The organism is Defluviitalea phaphyphila (genome assembly GCF_001466305.1).
Lineage (GTDB): Bacteria > Bacillota > Clostridia > Lachnospirales > Defluviitaleaceae > Defluviitalea_A > Defluviitalea_A phaphyphila.
The window spans coordinates 39,893-58,344 of sequence record NZ_JWID01000005.1 but is presented as its reverse complement, the minus strand read 5'-3'; the positions used below and the strand labels follow the sequence as shown (position 1 = coordinate 58,344).

At 27.7% G+C, this 18,452-nt stretch carries 18 protein-coding genes and 1 pseudogene; all 19 read right to left on the bottom strand.

Going from position 1 to position 18,452, the window contains the following annotated elements:
- Positions 1–6: 6 nt before the first annotated feature.
- Positions 7–1,074: a D-alanine--D-alanine ligase family protein gene (locus OM90_RS05350; RefSeq protein WP_058485870.1), complete on the bottom strand. Its 1,068-nt coding sequence runs from the start codon at positions 1,072–1,074 to the stop codon at positions 7–9.
- Between the two features lie 173 nt (positions 1,075–1,247).
- Positions 1,248–2,657: a germination protein YpeB gene (gene ypeB / locus OM90_RS05345; RefSeq protein ID WP_058485869.1), complete on the bottom strand. Its 1,410-nt coding sequence runs from the start codon at positions 2,655–2,657 to the stop codon at positions 1,248–1,250.
- Positions 2,658–2,679: 22 nt separating this feature from the next.
- Positions 2,680–3,384, bottom strand: a complete 705-nt coding sequence (gene sleB / locus OM90_RS05340) for a spore cortex-lytic enzyme (protein ID WP_058485868.1) — start codon at positions 3,382–3,384, stop codon at positions 2,680–2,682.
- 19 nt (positions 3,385–3,403) lie between these two features.
- The gene (gene sleB, locus OM90_RS05335) at positions 3,404–4,306 is read right to left on the bottom strand and encodes a spore cortex-lytic enzyme (protein ID WP_058485867.1); all 903 of its coding nucleotides are present in this window, start codon (positions 4,304–4,306) and stop codon (positions 3,404–3,406) included.
- A 107-nt stretch (positions 4,307–4,413) separates the two neighbouring features.
- Positions 4,414–5,103: a DUF4367 domain-containing protein gene (locus OM90_RS05330; RefSeq protein WP_058485866.1), complete on the bottom strand. Its 690-nt coding sequence runs from the start codon at positions 5,101–5,103 to the stop codon at positions 4,414–4,416.
- Positions 5,093–5,641, bottom strand: coding sequence for an RNA polymerase sigma factor (locus OM90_RS05325; RefSeq protein ID WP_058485865.1), 549 nt, complete (start codon positions 5,639–5,641; stop codon positions 5,093–5,095). The genes OM90_RS05330 and OM90_RS05325 overlap by 11 nt, the downstream gene beginning before the upstream one ends.
- A gap of 153 nt (positions 5,642–5,794) precedes the next feature.
- The gene (gene spoIIR / locus OM90_RS05320) at positions 5,795–6,484 is read right to left on the bottom strand and encodes a stage II sporulation protein R (RefSeq protein ID WP_058485864.1); all 690 of its coding nucleotides are present in this window, start codon (positions 6,482–6,484) and stop codon (positions 5,795–5,797) included.
- A gap of 62 nt (positions 6,485–6,546) precedes the next feature.
- A complete protein-coding gene (locus OM90_RS05315) occupies positions 6,547–7,704 on the bottom strand; it encodes a Ger(x)C family spore germination protein (protein WP_058485863.1) in 1,158 nt (385 codons plus the stop codon).
- Positions 7,691–8,797, bottom strand: a complete 1,107-nt coding sequence (locus tag OM90_RS05310) for a GerAB/ArcD/ProY family transporter (RefSeq protein ID WP_058485862.1) — start codon at positions 8,795–8,797, stop codon at positions 7,691–7,693. Before OM90_RS05310 ends, OM90_RS05315 begins: the two co-directional genes overlap by 14 nt.
- A gap of 9 nt (positions 8,798–8,806) precedes the next feature.
- Positions 8,807–10,390 carry a spore germination protein gene (locus OM90_RS05305; protein WP_058485861.1) on the bottom strand — a complete coding sequence of 528 codons (1,584 nt, stop codon included), beginning with the start codon at positions 10,388–10,390 and terminating at the stop codon, positions 8,807–8,809.
- A gap of 14 nt (positions 10,391–10,404) precedes the next feature.
- Positions 10,405–10,494 (bottom strand): annotated as a pseudogene (locus OM90_RS13505) (hypothetical protein); the annotation flags it as partial.
- 32 nt (positions 10,495–10,526) lie between these two features.
- The gene (locus tag OM90_RS12755; RefSeq protein WP_160323640.1) at positions 10,527–10,673 is read right to left on the bottom strand and encodes a hypothetical protein; all 147 of its coding nucleotides are present in this window, start codon (positions 10,671–10,673) and stop codon (positions 10,527–10,529) included.
- A 34-nt stretch (positions 10,674–10,707) separates the two neighbouring features.
- Complete coding sequence (locus OM90_RS05300; RefSeq protein ID WP_058485860.1) at positions 10,708–11,391, bottom strand: GntR family transcriptional regulator; 684 nt, start codon at positions 11,389–11,391, stop codon at positions 10,708–10,710.
- Between the two features lies 1 nt (position 11,392).
- Positions 11,393–12,274, bottom strand: coding sequence for a 4-(cytidine 5'-diphospho)-2-C-methyl-D-erythritol kinase (ispE, locus tag OM90_RS05295; protein WP_058485859.1), 882 nt, complete (start codon positions 12,272–12,274; stop codon positions 11,393–11,395).
- Between the two features lie 88 nt (positions 12,275–12,362).
- On the bottom strand, positions 12,363–13,937 hold the full coding sequence (locus tag OM90_RS05290) for a DUF3794 and LysM peptidoglycan-binding domain-containing protein (RefSeq protein WP_058485858.1): 1,575 nt from the start codon (positions 13,935–13,937) through the stop codon (positions 12,363–12,365).
- Between the two features lie 121 nt (positions 13,938–14,058).
- Positions 14,059–14,310, bottom strand: coding sequence for a Veg family protein (locus tag OM90_RS05285; RefSeq protein ID WP_058485857.1), 252 nt, complete (start codon positions 14,308–14,310; stop codon positions 14,059–14,061).
- Between the two features lie 144 nt (positions 14,311–14,454).
- On the bottom strand, positions 14,455–15,288 hold the full coding sequence (gene yabG / locus OM90_RS05280) for a sporulation peptidase YabG (RefSeq protein ID WP_058485856.1): 834 nt from the start codon (positions 15,286–15,288) through the stop codon (positions 14,455–14,457).
- An 88-nt stretch (positions 15,289–15,376) separates the two neighbouring features.
- Positions 15,377–16,516, bottom strand: a complete 1,140-nt coding sequence (locus tag OM90_RS05275; protein ID WP_084757971.1) for a cation:proton antiporter — start codon at positions 16,514–16,516, stop codon at positions 15,377–15,379.
- 162 nt (positions 16,517–16,678) lie between these two features.
- Positions 16,679–18,373, bottom strand: coding sequence for a phospho-sugar mutase (locus OM90_RS05270; protein ID WP_058485855.1), 1,695 nt, complete (start codon positions 18,371–18,373; stop codon positions 16,679–16,681).
- Positions 18,374–18,452 lie beyond the last annotated feature (79 nt).

The window sequence follows — 18,452 nt, the reverse complement described above, 5'->3', positions numbered from 1 at the left end:
TTCCTCCTAAAAATCTACTCGTCTTAATGCTAATTCAATTAATTTATTAACAAGTTCTTTCTTAGATATTCCCATGTTTTCCCAAAGCATGGGATACATACTTATAGGAGTAAAACCAGGCATGGTATTAATTTCATTAAAAATAACCTTATTAGTATCCTTTTCAACAAAAAAATCTACTCTAGAAAGTCCTTGTCCATCAATGGCTTTAAATATTCTAATTGCTTTTTCTCTTATCTCTTCTACTATTTCTCTTGGCAAATCTGGAGATATTATTGTTTTTGATTCTTCATTGTTATATTTTGCATCATAATCATAAAATTCTCCTGCTGAAATTATTTCTCCTACTAAAGAAGCCCTTATTTCTTCATTCCCTAAAACTGCACATTCTATTTCACGTCCTATTATAGCTTCTTCTACTAATATCTTTCTATCATGAACTGCTGCTAGATTTAATCCTTTAATTAATTCTTCCCTATTATGAGCTTTTGTTATTCCAACAGATGACCCTGCATTAGAAGGCTTAATAAAACAAGGATAGTCAAGGCTACTTTCAATTTTTGATACTACTTTATCTATTTCTTTTAATTCTTTTTTATATGCTACTACATAATCCGCTTGATCAATGCCTTGTTTTTCTGCAATTATTTTAGTATAAACTTTATCCATAGAAATACTAGAAGCTAGTACTCCACAACCTACATAAGGAATTCTTGCCATCTCAAGTAAGCCTTGAACTGTTCCATCTTCTCCATATAATCCATGCAATACTGGAAAAACCACGTCAATTGGAATAGCTTCAAATTTATTCTTATTTATTTTTATTAAACTTTTTTGGGTAGCATCAGGACTTATAAAAGCAGGGGATGCATGTTTTTCCCATTCCCTAGGCTTAATATTATCTATTGAACCATTATATAATAACCATTTCCCTTCTTTTGTAATCCCTACCATAAGAATAGAATATCTATCTGTATCAATATTACTAATAATATTTTTAGCAGATAATAAAGATATATCATGTTCTGAAGATTGTCCTCCAAATAATACTACAACTGTTTTTTTCTTATTCAATCAAACCCCTTCTTTCAAATTTATAACTATACAATATTCTATGATAAAATGTCTTTATTTTTGCTTATTAAATTTACTTACCATATCATTTTAATGTTTTGTCATAATTAATTCAAGTAATTTTAGTATATGGATAAATCATTATATAATAAAAGCCCAAAAATTTTGGGCTTTTATTGTGTTAATACGGAATTTTCATTTTGTATTACTTGTAATATTTTCTCCTCTTTACCACTTTCAACATTAATATAAACTATAAATGGATTATTTTCATATTCTCCCTTAAATTCATAACAAAACACTTCTCTTTTTGATTCTAAAGGTATAACTGCCATATTTACTTTTTTAATTTCAAAATCTGTTGTTATTTTGCTTCTTGCTTCTTCTTCACTTATTTTTATTTCTGGAAGATCTCTATCATGATGCATCATAATATAACCTAAAGATTCAAATCCTATTATTTCTCCATCATCCATGGATACTTTTACTTTTATTAAATCAGGATACATTATCACATTATTTTCCTTAGGAGCAAAATTAATGACTACAGTATTATCTACTTTTTCGTAGTAACTGGGCTGCATATTAGGATATTCTTTTTCTTCTAGGAATTCTTCGGCTTTTTTTCTTGCCTCTTCTAAACTGAGTTTTTTATCAGAAGACTCTTTTTCTGTATAATTTAACATCCAAAGAACATATCCTCCTTGTTTTGTTACATCTATAGCTATAGTTGGGTCTTCTTGATCTTTAAGAGTTACTTCATAACTATATACAGGAATTACATATTCTGCTTTTGTATCTGTTTCTCCCGTTTGTTTAATAGAACTTATTTTATCCTTTCCTATAAAATTTTCTACAATTTTTTCTCCCTCTTCTTTTGTGATGGTTTCTTTGTCTCTTGTCATTCTAGGTTCCATTCTTTCAATATGATCTGAAAAAGGTCCATCATATATTAAAGTGGGCATATCTTGAAACTGTTTACTTACTTCAGAAATTGAACCTATAATTTTTGTAGAATCATCCATTGCTAATTTTTCTCCTGCTTTTTCTATCTCTTCCCAATCTATTCTGTTCCCATCATTAATTTCACTGCTTATATTATTTAATTCGTTAGAAAGAGTTTGAGCATACATTTGAAGCCTTGATACTTTTTCCCAATCTTCTTCATCTAGCTTAAATCCATCTATAGCTTTATTAGTCATAGAAAATGAAAAATCACTAAGTTGAGATAAAAATTTTAATGCACTAGATACACTAGAATGGTGATATGGGAGTTCTCCTAAATTTTCTTGGGCTGATGAAGCTTCTTTCCAAATTTGAGCAAATATAGATGCACTTTGCTCAGGAGAATTAGTTAGTTTTGTTTTTGCCAGTAATTTATCTACATTATCCACATAAGCTATAGTTTCATAAAATGCCTGTTGAAAACGATTTTGTAAATATTGTCTATAATTTAATTTTTGTTTATACTGATATATTCCAAATCCTAAAGTAAGAGCAAAAATAATTATTATAATACTATACATATGAACACTAGATAATCTTTTTTTCCATTCATATAGTTTATTATTTTTTTCTTTCAAAATTATCACCTCTTATACTAGCTTATTTCTTACCAAAAACATGTTTTCCTATTGTTTTTGTAATTGGTACAGACCATATCCATTTACTTTTGGCAGTTGCAGGATTCCAGTAATATATAGCCCCTCCTGTTGGATCCCAGCCATTAAGGGCATCTCTTGCCGCTTTAAGTGCCGAATCTCCCGGTTGCAGATTAATTTGTCCATCTGATACTGCATCAAATGCTCCCGGCTGATATATCACTCCAGCTATTGAATTAGGAAATGAAGGATGTCTAACTCGATTTAATATAACTGCTCCTATAGCCACCTGTCCTATATAAGGCTCTCCCCTTCCTTCTCCATGAATTGCCGCTGCTATAAGATATACATCTTTACTATAAGATGAAGTATTACTTTTTTTATTTATAGAATCTTGTGGTATTTGAATCCCTATTTTACTTAAAGTTTGTTCTCCTGCTATTCCATCTGCTTTTAATCCATTTTTAGATTGAAAATCTTTAACTGCTTGCCATGTTTTATATCCATATTTCCCATCTACATTTCCTTTATAATATCCCCATTTTTTTAATTTCTCTTGTATTTCTTTAACTACATCCCCTTCTGAACCCCATGTATAGGATATAGTTTCTATATTTTTAGGAGTAACTTTATTAATCCATATTGCAAAACATAAATTTCCTATCATGATAACAGTTAGTATACCAAGAGTTATTTTTTTTAGCTTCATAAAAATATCCTCCTATTCTTTATTTTGCAAATACATGTTTTCCTATTTGTTTTATAATAGTTCTTGACCATATCCATTCACTAGTTGCTGTTGCAGGATTCCAGTAATATATAGCTCCCCCTGTTGGATCCCAGCCATTAATAGCATCTTTAGCAGCTTTATAAGCTGTTTCATCAGGTGTTAAATTAATTTGCCCATCAGATACTGCATCAAATGCTCCCGGCTGATATATCACTCCAGCTATCGAATTAGGAAATGAAGAATGTCTAACTCGATTTAATATAACTGCTCCTACTGCTACCTGCCCTATATAAGGTTCTCCTCTAGCTTCTCCGTGAATCGCCGCTGCTATAAGATATACATTTTGATCAACTGTTGTACTACTCTCTCCTGTTGGAATTCCTAAAGCATTAAGAGTGGCACTTCCTACTACTCCATCTACCTGTAATCCATTTTTACTTTGAAAACTTCTTACAGCAAGCCAAGTTTTATACCCATATATTCCATCTACATATCCATCATAATAACCCCAATTTTTTAATCTTCTTTGAATTTCTCTTACTGTTTCTCCTCTAGCTCCCCATGAATATATTTTAGATGTAGAACTTGTATTAACATTAATTCCCATTTTATTTAAAGTTACAGAACCCGCTATACCATCTACTTGTATTCCATTTTTTTCCTGAAATTCTCTTACTGCTTTCCATGTTTCATATCCATATTTTCCATCTATACTACCTTCATAATACCCCCACTGCTTTAATTTAGTTTGGATTTCTTTTACTACATCTCCTTCTGAACCCCATGTATATGTAACAGTTTCTATATTTTCAGGAATGATATATGAAGTAAAAATTGCCATAATACTACTTATCACCATCATAATAATAAGTGCACCCATTAGTATCTTTTTAATACTCATTATAAACCTCCAATACTTTTTCAAGTCTTATGCAATAGTAGTATTTGTTAAAAAATATTTTTTTATCCAAAGAAAAAATCCCTGCTTAAAAAGCAAGGATTTTTATATTAATTATAAATTTTTAAACTTTCGCCCATTTTGATTAGCTCTTTTAATTCTAATTTTCCTATTAAATTAAATCTATAATCTTTACCATACCATATTAAATCAATCCTTTGTTCATTTTTAGTAAAATAACCTTTGTTTCCCCCAACATTTACCTCGTTGATTTGTTTATCATGTTTCATAGGTTTAGGACCTAAATCATTATTTTGTATAAAATATAAATAATCATTTTCTTCATTTTTAAATTTTATTATTACAGACTTAGGGGTAGTTTCCATATTTTTTATAACATAACCAGAAGGAATATATTCCGGAATATAAAAATAGTCCCATTCTTCTGGAAGTTCATCTAGCATAATTTCATCACATTCTTGATTTTCTTTAAATATATAACTAAAAATTTTAGTTTTATAATATCGAGAATCTAACATAACAATAACAAGTATAGCAATAATACATATAATAAAATATATAGCTCTTTTAATTAATTTATAAATCTTTTTTTTCTTTTTTTTCTTTCTTTCTATATCAATCAAATTATTAATTTCTCTTTTAAAATTATCAGAAAAAAAAGGCTCTTCCATATCTTTAACTTTTTCTTTTAAACTTTTAATCTCCAGATCTATATAATCTTGAGCAGAATATTTTAATATTACTTCAACTATATCCTTATCTAGAGAATTAATATTCATTACACAGCCTTCTTTCTTTTATAAATTTATGCAAAATTTTCTTTGCCTTATGTCTTCTTATAATCACACTACTTGATGCAATTTCAAGAATTTCTGCAATTTCTTTATCAGAATATCCATAAATATAATATAATAAGAAAGGTGCCTGTAATTCATTTTTTAGATTCCCTATAGCTGAAATCAATTCTTTATATTTATATTGTGAAATAATCTTATTATTAATATCAACTGATATGTCATAATTTCCTTTTTTGTCTTTAAAAAATGAAAAGCTATCTTTTTTATTATTTAACATATCTATGCAAATATTTTTTGTTATGATTATTATAAATCCTATAGTTTTATTATAATCTTTAAAATTAATCTTGTTTAAATTATTATATATTTTTATAAAAACTTTTTTAGTTGCCTCTTCAGCTAAACTTGAATTTTTTAGTATTTCTAAAGAACATTTGTATACTAAACCTTTATATGTATTATATATATGTTCAAAACTTAGTTCCTCTTCTTCTATTTCAAAAGGAATTTCTAATGACACATCAATCCTCCTTTTAATATTTATATTATTTGTAAATGTAACTATTATTTTATAATACAACCTATTTTTTTTCAATATTTTTAAACAAAATTAGACAATAATATAAAAAAATTTAGCTTTATAACAAATGTTATAAAGCTAAATTTTTTATGTTTATTCTTTTACAAGTTGATGTTTTTTATTAATTTTTCTTTCTTGCCACCATTCTACAATTTTAAATTTAACTTTAACAGGAATATTATCTTCATAACTTACACCTGTTACTAATTTATATTCTTCTTCATTAAGAACTTTTTTTAAATCTTCCTTATTTTCTTGTGGAACTATTCCATGAGTTACATCTACAAAACACAAAGGTGGAAACATAACACACCACCAATTCTTTCCTTTAGCTTCTCCTATAGATACTTTAAGAGCTTCATATTCTCCTGTAGGAAATACTATGTCTCCATATTGTTTAGTAGGAAATACTGCAGGACCTAAACTAACTTCAACAGAATAATCTTTCCCTCTTTCTTTTATTACATTTTCGGCTATTTCTTTTATCTTGTCCATATTTTGAATAATAATATTTCTTGTAATATCTATTTTATTTGATGTTGAAAGAAGTGGAGTCATTTCTTGTAAAATAGCATCTCTGACTTCTTTTTTTATATCTTGATCCTCATCAGAATCACTATTAGCTATAACGTGAAATCGAATTACACTTTTTGATAAACTTGTTTGAATTGCATCAGAATATTGTTTAGAATAATTAATAAATATCCCTGTAATAATTATTCCTAAAATTATAGAAGATAATAATATAAACTTTTCTCTTTTAATCCAATTTAATATTTTCATTTTTATTCCCCCTTTTGATTTATTTTTATTATTTCCATCTCAGTTTTTTTTATACAAAAAAACTATTTTATTTGCCCTATACGTCTAATATTTATACTAACATTAATATCAAATTTCATTTTTTCAAATACTTCATCCCAATTATCCTTAACTAATTCCCATTGTTTAGGGTCTTGTCTTTCTAATTCTTTCCCAATATTAATTACATCTGTATTATATTGCTTCTGTAATATATGAATTGAATTTTCAATTTCTTCTTTTATGCTTTTTTCTATTGCATCTTCAACTTTTTCAATTTCTTTATTATCTAATATATTTTCATCTAATATATATTCTTCTAATCTCCCCTCTGCCTCTACTAATACCCTACAAACAATATCTTCCTCTTCTTTATAAAAAGTAATTTTTGATTTTGAATTGGATACATGATATGCTATATAAAAATGTTTATAAGGAATGCTCACTTCTAATCTTTGATTATTTTTTTTAATCCAGAGCATGCCCCTTACCTCATATTCATCTAACCATCCTTTAAGTTCATAATCTTTAACAAGTGCTGCTCCTGCAATCTTTATATCTTTTTCTCCTATACTTAATTTAGGTATAATCGCTCCTTTATCTTCTTTAAAATCTTTTAAAAGATCTCCTAAGGTTCTTTGTTCAAACCTAGTATTTACTCCTTCATTATTTTCAAATAATTCTGATATATATATTCCTATTAATGGCTGCATATCTGCATTGGCCATAAGAGCTTCTTTTGCAGTTCCATCAACAGATACTACTGGTATACTCCTACTAAATTGATTATTTCTTTGTAAAATATCTAAAGTTTCTTTTAATAAAGTCTTATCTTTTAAAAGTTCTTTCCCTAATAATATCGCTTTTGTATGCCCAAAATAAGCGTTTTTATTAATACGTCCTTCTAAATTTTTATAAGTATTAATAAATGTAGGTCCTACGCTAGTTTTTACAAATCTTGGTTCATCACTAAGCCCCTGTTCTCCTACTACTTTTTGAAGATTGGGAATAGCAAAAGTCATTTCATATCTATTAATTTGTTTATTTAAACTTGGTTCGTCCTCTAATTCATTAAATATAAATTTATCTATACCAACAGCCACTATAAAGGCTCTTCTATCAATACTCATACTATCCCAACATCCTGTAAGCATACATAAAATAAATATTATAATAAATACAAGTATTTTATTTTTTCTCAATAGTTTCACCTAACTTTCTTATCTTAGCAACTATTATAAGAATAAGTGGTATGGGGAATAAAAATGAAATTCTAAAATAATTTTTCATAATATTTATTGAATCTAAAGTTTCTGCAATATTATCAGGAATAAGAGCTATAAGATATATAATAGGTATCATAGGAAAAACTAAAAATTTATGTTCTTCTACTTCCATAATTCTTGTAATAATAAAACTTACAAAATATAATCCTGCACTTATTAAAGAAAATACAGAAGTAATCCAAAAAATCATCATTAATGCGTCTTGCCTTTCTAAAAAAGCTCCGGGAATTTCTATCACTTGCATTAATCCTATTACCGGCCATATTTGCTCTTTAGTTTCTATAGAGCCAAAAACTCCTAAAGTAACAATAACTAAAATAACATTTATAAAACCAACCATTCCAATTACTTTAAAGGCTGACTTTTTTAAACCTTTAGGATTTTTTACAAGAGGAGCAACCATTAAAAGAAATTCTATATATGAAAATGTAAATCCTAAATCATAACTTCCTTTTAATAATTTAGACAAGGGGGTTGTAAGAATCGGTTTGAGATTTCTAAAATCTGTAACTGGTAAAACAAACAATAAAATAGATATTATGGGTATAAATATAACAAAAAAAAGAATCTCTCCAAGTCTTCCTCTAGCTTCATATCCTTGTCTTACAAGATAAGCAGATACAAACAACATAGAAATCATGATAACTTCTATGGGGGTTCTTGGAAGAAGAATTTGTTTTACTAACTCTCCAAAAATCCTTAACTCCATAGCTGTATTAAAACATATTTTTATAAAAAGAAATAAACTAAGGATTATCCCTACGGGTTTTGATAAAATCTTTGAAGAAAATTCTACAAAGGTATCTTTAGGAAAACGACTAGCTAAATATGTAATAATCCAACTATAAAAAAGAGCTAAAAATGTTGATAATATTACTATTATCCACCCATCTTGATTAGCAAATTCTGCTGCTCTTCTAGGTAAAATAAGTACTGCTGTACTAAATAAATCCAAAAAGAGTAGAATTTCTAATTGTCTCATGGAAATTTTATTATTTTGAGAAAACATAATGTGATTCTACTCCCCTTTTTTATTTTTTATTTTTAATCTTATTTTTTCATTCGGTCTTGCAAAAATTGGTCTTTTATTTATCATAAATATTGGCAATCTAAATATAGAATCTTTTAAATCATAATAATTATTTATTACAGAAGATACGTAAGGAAACATATAAGGAATACCAAAACTTTTTAATGAAACAAGATGAATAAGTACAACAAGCCCTCCTAATAAAAATCCATATAACCCAAGAACTGCAGAAAAGGCAATAATAAGATATTTTATAAGTCTAAAGCCTACTGTTAAAGAATCATCTGGTATAGCAAAACTAGAAATAGCTGTAACTGATACAATAATAACCACTATAGGACTTACTATTTTAGCTTCAACTGCTGCTTGCCCTATAATAATACCTCCTACAATACCAATGGTATTACCTATAGGCCCTGGAAGCCTTATTCCAGCTTCTCTAAGAAGTTCAAAAGCTAATTCCATTAAAACTACTTCTACGACTGAGGGAAAAGGAACTGCTTCTCTTGAAGCAGCTATAGCCATAGTAAGAGGAGTAGGTATCATAGATGGGTGATAATCAGTTAAAGCTATATAAAACCCCGGTATTGCTGCTGAAAAAATTGCAGCTATATAGCGTATAAATCTTGTAAAACTCATAATACTCCATCTTTGATAATAATCTTCTGAAGATTTAAAAAAACTATTTATAGTAGTTGGTATTAAAAGTACAAAAGGACTATTATCAACAATAATAGCAATTCTTCCTTCTAATATTGCAGAAGAAGCTTTATCCGGTCTTTGAGTTCCTTGGATTTGAGGAAAAGGACTTTTCCAATTATCTTCTATTAATTGTTCTATATTTCCACTATCTAGTATTCCATCTATCTTAAAATTATTTAATCTCTTTTCCACTTCTTCTAATATATCTTTTCTAACAATATCTTCTATATACATAAGTGCAATATCTGTTCTACTTCTATTTCCTATTCGAAGTTGTTTAACTTTAAGTTTTGTATCTCTTATTCTTCTTCTAATTAAAACTGTATTCATCCTAAGTGCTTCGCTAAATGCTTCCTTAGGACCTCTTACAACAACTTCTGAATCTGGATTTTGAATTCCCCTATTAGGCCATCCTTTAGTTCCAATTACTATAACCTTTGCATATCCATCTATAAGTAATATAGTATCCCCTGATAAAACAGCAAGAACTGCTTCATCTAAGGTTTCTACTTCTTTTACATCCGCAGTTGCTATCCCTCCATCTCTAATAAATTCATATATAGATGATTTTATTTTATCCATACTAGGTGATACACTTCTAACTTGTAATATTAACTGTTCTAATAAGGATTCCTCTATAACCCTTCTATCAATCATTAAATCAATATATCCAATAAACATATTTAATTCTTTGTTAATTCCTATGGGAAATTTCCTTTTTACAAAATCTCCACAATCCTTAAAAAGTATTTCTAAATTCTTTATATTTTCGTCTAAATTCTTTGAAAGAGGAATAGTAACTTTATTATCTTCATCATGAAATTCATCTTCCCATTTTAATTTATTAAACCAATTTTTAATTTTTTTCATTTTTTGCCTCCTATTCAAAGTAATATCTTAATTAATATAAAAACTCCTATTCCTCCTATAATATATGTAATCCCAATTATTTTAGCTAATTTAGATTCTTTTAATTTTTTTTTTTGACTCTAGAACCTTTGAATCATTAAAAAAAGTAAATAATCCAATAATAATTATTAGTATCATTGTCCACAAGGAATAAATACTCATAATTTTTTTTAATATCCAATACATACTTTATCTCCTTATTTCTTTTAATTTCATTTTCTGTATTTTTTTTAATTTTATTCATAAAAAAACACCTACAGGAAAATTCCTGTAGGTGTTTAATTATTTGTTCCTGATCTTATAAACTTAATAACTGCTTGTTCTTGGTTTTTAATATGTTTTATAGCTACTTCTTCTGCTAATTTTTCATCTCTATTTTTAATAGATTTTAAAATTTCTTCATGTTCTTCTTGAATAATTCTAAAATTATCAAAACTTTTTAAATATGCTACCCTATATCTATGAATCTGTTCTCTTAAATTGTTTACTATTTGAATAAGTTTTTCATTTTTAGTAGATTTAAAAATAATATCATGGAATTCCACATCTTTTTCTATCATTCCATTAATATCTTCTTTGTCTGCTGCATCAGCAAAACCTTTCATAGCTTTTTCTAGTTCTTGTAAATTTTCTTTGCTCATCTTACTGCAAGCAAGTTTTACAGCTAAGGCTTCTAAAGCACCTCTAACTTCTAATACATCTTGTATATCCTTTTCGGTGATTTCTGCAACCTGGGCGCCTTTTCTTGGAATCATTACAACAAAACCTTCTAATTCTAGCTTTCTTATAGCTTCTCTAACAGGAGTTCTACTAACTCCCATTTTTTCTGCTAATTGCTTTTCCATAAGCCTTTCCCCAGGTTTTAAATCACCAGATAAAATAGCTTTTCTAAGTGTATTAAATACTACATCCCTAAGTGGAAGATATTCATTTAAATTAACGTTTAACATATCTTTATCCATGCTAACCTCTCCTGTTAAATATTGTTGTCACAAAAACATTTTTAAGATTATGATGAAGTTTAAATTCTTTGGCTAAATTTTGAGCTTCCTTTTTAGTCTTAAAAAGCCCAAACACTGAAGGGCCACTACCACTCATTAATGCTCCCATAGCGCCATATTCTATCATAGTTTTTTTAATATCATTAATAATAGGATATTTTTTTATAGTTACACTTTCTAATACATTCCCAAGATTATTTGATATATTATATAAATCTTTATTTTTAATTGCTTGTATCATCTTTTTAGTATCTGGATGAGAGGATAATTTTTCTAAATTTAAATTTTTGTACACATAAGCTGTTGATACACTAATAGGTGGTTTTGCAATAACTACATAGCAAAAAGGCATGGGAGGAAGTTTTGTTAATTTTTCTCCTATCCCTTCAGCTAAAACTGTACCTCTTAGAATGCAATAGGGAATATCTGCTCCTAGTTTAACTCCTAAATCCATTAATTCTTTTTTTGAAAGTTTTAAATTAAATAGTTTATTAATTCCTACAAAAACTGCAGCTGCATCCGAACTACCTCCTGCAAGGCCTGCTGCAATTGGTATCCTTTTTTTTAGTTCAATTAAAATACCTTCTTTTATACCATAGGTTTTAACCATTTCTTTAGCTGCCTTATACGCAAGATTTCTTTCATCCTCTGGAAGCCATTTAAAATCTGTTTTTAAAATAATTCCTGGAGCTTTCATTTTTCTAATAGTAACATGATCACACAAATTTACAGTTTGCATAATCATTTCTACATCATGATATCCGTCTTCTCTTTTCCCTATTACATCAAGAGTTAAATTTATTTTTGCTCTAGCTTTTAATTCTATCTTATGCATAGCATCCATTTTATCATTCCACTCTATAATTTGTATACTTAATATTATATACAATAATTTAAATATAAGTCAAATAAAAAAGCTTGCAAAGCAAGCTTTAACCTGTTACTACTTTTTTAATTATAAGAAGTTTCTGCCCTGGATATATATTATCAGGGTCTTCTATATCATTAATAGATACCAATTCTTCTATAGTAGAATTATATTTTTTTGCAATTTTCCATAAAGTATCTCCATCTTGCACCATATAAATTATTAAACTAGGCATATTAATAAATGTATTAGGGTCTATATCTTCTTCTGTCATATCTGTAATAATATCTGTTTCTTGTTCATCTATAATTTCAAAATCTATTCCTAGAATTATTTTAATTTCTACATCCTTTTTAGAAATAAGATTACATAAAATATCATCTATATCAAATTGTATTTCTACTTTTTTATCTATATTACTTTTTTCAGCCTCTAAACTTTGATTAAACGGTATAATAGTTTCATAATTACATATTGGCTCTTCATTATCTTGTGTAATATATACTAATTCTATTTCAAAAACTCCTTCTAAGAATATTTTATTTTCCATTAATTTAATTTCTTCTATATTAGGCTTTACTTTAACATTATATATATAATCAATATCTAAAGCATCTGAATCTAGACTTATATTCTCATTTAACAAAATATTTTCTCTATTTTTATTAAGTATTTTTTTATATAAAAGTTTTTTCTTTTCTAACTTAATATTTTTCCCTGGACAATAAGCATCATCTATAATTTGAACTTCTTCCATAGAAATTGCCTTAGCATTAACAAGTAACACTACTTCTACATCTAGTATTCTTTCTTCTCCATCTAAATCTGGTCGTACTTGAATATATTCATTTATCATTTTTATATCAATATTACAAAACATTCCTTCTTTTGCTCCTGGACATTCTATAGTTCCATTAAAAGGTATTTGATGTTCCATATAATCCATTTGATTTTCCGTCATGGACCCTGCGTAAAGAGTTTTTATATTTAAGTCTCCTTTTAAACTAATTACTCCATTGCCTACTTTAAATTCCTTATTGCAAAGTTTTATATCTGTATTTAATATTTCATGTATATTAGGTTTACCTGTTGGAACCGATAATTCATCTTTTATTATCATTTTATCTTGATTCGCTGCTATTGTTCTATAAAAATCAAAAGATTTTTTTTGTATTTGAATAGGAAGTGAACTATTAACTCCTACTATAATTTCATTTTCTATTTTTTCTGCTACCTTAGCTTCAATTTCAACTAATGCCTTTATAGTTAATTTTCTGGAATTTATTAACATAAAATCTAAATGTTCTAGATTATGCTCTAGAGTATAAGTCATTTCTTTTTTTATCCCATCCATGTTAATAAAATCATCTAAGGGTAAACTTACCACCATACTATGTACTAATCTATCAGAGCCTTCTGCAGCATAAAGTATGCATACTTTAACTTCTCCTCTGTAATTTAGTCTATCTGTAAAAATTTCCACCTGTTCTAGATTTACCTTACCATCCAGTTGTAAAACTTTTACTATATCTGGCTTTACATCAGGAACTATAATATCTTCTTCCACAATCACCTGAACCTTTTCCTTGCATACTTGTTGGTCAAATTCTATACTGTCTTTTATAAATTCTAATGCCATAAATTTCCCTCCTTAAATTCCCTCCTCAGGACCTTTGTCTATATAAAATGTATGATAAATACTAAGTAATTTATGACAAAAAAATAAAAAAAAAGAACAAATCAAATTAATTGATTTGCCCTTAATCATTATCTTTATAAAACGAAAGCTCTACTGTTTTAGTAAGTATATCTGTATAGCTATAAGAAATCGTCCTAAAAGTGTCTTCAAAAGCATTTTTTACTTTAACCACAAATACACTAGGATAAGCGTCTTCTAGTATTCCTTCATTGATAATAATTTTTCGTCTTCCTTTATTAGTCTTAAGTTTTACCCTAGTACCTACGTACTCTTGAATATTTTTTCTAATTTTAGAAAGATCTTGACTTACCATCACTAATATCACCTCATCCTACGTCACTTTGCTCAGTATAACATAAATAAGATGAAATGTCAATAAATTTTAGATTATATCAAATTCTTTTAATGGATGTCAATATATATTTAAAAAAATTATAAACTTAAAACTTTCAAAAAACTACAAAAAATCTGGAGCTCCTTCTCTATATTTCCCCCTAGTTTGAAAACCTCCTATTCCTTTTATTCCTGTTATTGTATTTTCTATTGCTTCGTTTATAGAAAGAACATTTTCTACAGATGTATACGCTATTTTTTCACATATAAATACAGGATCTAAGGCATGAATCATTATTCTATTAGGAGAACTTGCAAAATTAGCTCCTGCTTCAATCAATGCTTCATAATTTGATTGGCAAGCTCCTGCAAAAATTACTAACTCATCCATATTCGATTTGTATTCCCTTGCTTTTTTCACAGCTTCCACAAAATATTTAGAATTCTTATAATTATCCATATTATTATAGTCTTTTGTTCCTTTAGATATAGCATCATGTCCTGTTATTACCAATATATCCGGTTTATATTTTTTAAGTAGAGATAAGACTTCTTTAGGATGTTCTTTTTCTTCTATGTTTTTACCAATAACATCAATCTCTAGTTTGCGATAATATTTTAAGCAAATTTTTAAATACTCTAAATCTCCATCTAAATGAAGAACCTTTCCAGGCCTTTTTAATACAGATTCTGCCATAGCACTCCTTTGTCTTTCTCCTTGTAATCTTTTTTTTAATATATTTTTTGTAGTTTTTTCCACTTTCATTAAATTTAATTTATCATAATAAAAAAATCCACCATAATCTATCTTTTGTAAATCTTCTAAAGGAGCATCAGCTAATACCCTATAATTTATTCCTACTAGTTTTGCCATACCATAAGGATTTATTTCAATTATACGAAAATATAAATCTCCTCTATAAGATTTTCGAACTACAATATCTCCTACATTTAACATATGGATTCTCCTTCCAAAACCTTCTAATCCATATTATGTAATAAATCCTTATTGTGATAAAAAAACAGGCAAATTAATATGCCTGTTTTTAATTATTGTATGCAGTTTTTAACCATATAGGAGTAATTAAAGTTGTTATAATAACCATAAGAATTACTGGAGCAAAAAAAGCCTTTGGCATAAGCCCTACCATAGAACCTTTATTAGCAACAATAAGGGCGACTTCTCCCCTTGATATCATTCCAACGCCTATTCTATAAGATTCTTTAGTTGTATATCCACATATCTTAGCTCCTATCCCACATCCGATAATCTTACTAATTATAGCAATTATAACTAGTAAAACTGTAAATAAAATAATTTCCCCATTCATACCCATAACAGAAGTCTTAATTCCTATGCTTGCAAAGAATATAGGGGATAAAAGCATATAAGACATTATCTCTACTCTTCTTTCTATATAATGAGCTTGAACAGTATTACAAAGAATTAATCCTGCTATGTATGCTCCCGTAATATCTGCTACTCCAAATTCTTCTGCTACAAAAGATAAAATTAAGCAAAATGCAAAACTAAATATAGGAATTCTTCTTTTCTTACCTTCTTGCTTACTAAGCCATTGAAAAAAGTAATAAAATAATATTCCTGCTATTACAGCTAAAGCAAAAAATGCGGCAATTTTAAGAAGTACAAAACCAATACTAGGAGCATTAGGACTTGCTGAACTAGTAACTAATGTTAAAATAATAACACCTAAAATATCATCTATAACCGCAGCTCCTAATATAGCTGTCCCTGACTTAGTTTTTAGTTTTCCCATCTCTTGTAATGTTTCAACAGTAATACTAACTGATGTAGCTGTTAAAACTACACCTATAAAAATATTTTCTAATAAATTTTTATTAAAAAACTCAGATACTAACATCCCACCAAGTAAAGGTACAAAAACCCCTATAACAGCAATAACTAAAGAAGCTTTTCCGCATTTTTTTAATTCTTTTAAATCAGTTTCAAGACCAGCTGAAAACATAAGAACTATAACCCCTAATTCAGCAACCAACTCTAAAAACTCTGTTTCTTGAATAATATTAATTCCTGCAGGTCCTAATAATAATCCGGCTATAAGAGCACCTAAAACTTGTGGCATACTAAATCTTTTTGTAATTAATCCAAATACTTTTGTAAAAATTAAAATAATGGCTATATCTAACATAAAATGAGTAGACATGATGTCACCTCGCAAATCAATAAAATATCTATTTTTACTACATATTATATGTAGTTATTTTTATATAAATTTCTTAACTTAATTAGTTTAACACACTATTTAATTTTTTCAAGATACTTAAATAAAATAGAGGAACGATATTTATAAATCGTTCCACTTATTTTATATATTATTTATTTTTTCCATTACTTCTTTGGTTAAATTTGATAATTTTTCATTAGCATCTACTTCATCTTTTCCTTTAACTCCAAAATAAAATTTAACTTTAGGTTCTGTCCCTGAAGGTCTTACACAAACCCAAGAATTATTTTCTAAAACAAAATATAATACATTTGATTTTGGGAATCCACTTAATCCTTTTTCATAATCTCTTACTTCTAATACTTTATTTCCTGCAAATTCTTTTGGAGGATTATTTCTTAAATATGACATTATTTCTTTAATTTTTTCTAATCCCTCTATTCCTTTTAAAGTAATAAATTCTAAGGTTTCTTTATAATAACCATATTTTTTATATAATTCTTGTAAACCTTCATATAAGGTCATTCCCTTATTTTTATAAACAGCGGCTAATTCACATATTAACATTGAAGCAACTACTCCGTCTTTATCTCTAGTATACGTTCCTGCTAAATATCCATAACTTTCTTCAAATCCAAAAAGATACTCATATTTCCCATTTTGTTTAAATTGTTTAATTTTTTCTCCTATAAATTTAAATCCTGTTAAAACTTCTATTAATTCTATATTGTATTCCTTAGTAATGGCTCTTGCCATTTCAGTAGTAACTATTGTTTTTACTAAAGCACCATTTTTAGGTAAAACTCCCTTTTCTTTTTTAGCTGATAATATGTATTCTGATAGAAGTACCCCTGTCATATTTCCTGTTAAAACAACATATTCTCCTTTTTCATTTTTTACTAATACTCCTACTCTATCTGCATCGGGATCTGTTCCTATTATTATATCTGCATTCTTTTCTTTTGCTAATTTAATTGCTAATTCAAAAGCTTTAGGGTCTTCTGGGTTGGGATAAGATACGGTACTAAAATTGGGGTCTGGATTTTCTTGTTCTGGAACAACTATTACATTTTTAAATCCTATTTCTTTTAAAACTCTTCTAACCGGTTTATTTCCTGTACCATGTAAGGGAGTATATACAATAGTAAAATTATCAGCTACTTTTTTAATTATATCTCCATTTATACTTTGTTTTTTTACTTCTTGTATATATGCATCATTGACCTCTTTTCCTATTATATTAAAAAGACCTTCTTTTATTGCCTTATCTTTATTAGCTATTTTCACTTGTTTAAAATCTTCTATTTTATTAACTTCAGTAATAATTTCTTTATCTAGTGGTGGTGAAACTTGAGCACCATCAGACCAGTATACCTTATATCCATTATACTCTGGTGGATTATGACTTGCTGTAATAACAATTCCTGCTATGCAATTTAAATATCTAACTGCAAAAGAAAGTTCTGGAGTAGGTGTTAACTCTTCAAATACATAAGCTTTTATGCCATTACCATTTAAAACTAAAGCAGCTTCATGGGCAAATTCTTTAGAACGATTTCTTGAATCATACGCTATAACCACACTTTTTTCTCTTTCTTCACTTTTATTTTTTAAAATATAATTTGCAAGCCCTTGAGTTGCTTTTCTAACAGTATATTTATTTATGCGATTTGTCCCAGCACCTATTATTCCTCTTAATCCTCCAGTTCCAAATTCTAAGTCTTTATAAAATCTTTCTTGTATTTCTTTTTCTTCTATACCTTTTAATTCTTCTTTAGTTTCTTCATCAAAATAATCATCTTCTAACCACTGATTGTATCTTTTTATAAAATCCATTATACTCCCTCCTATAATACTTTTTAATAATATAATTTAATTTATTAAGACATTTTTGTCAATTTTAATTTTTTTAAAA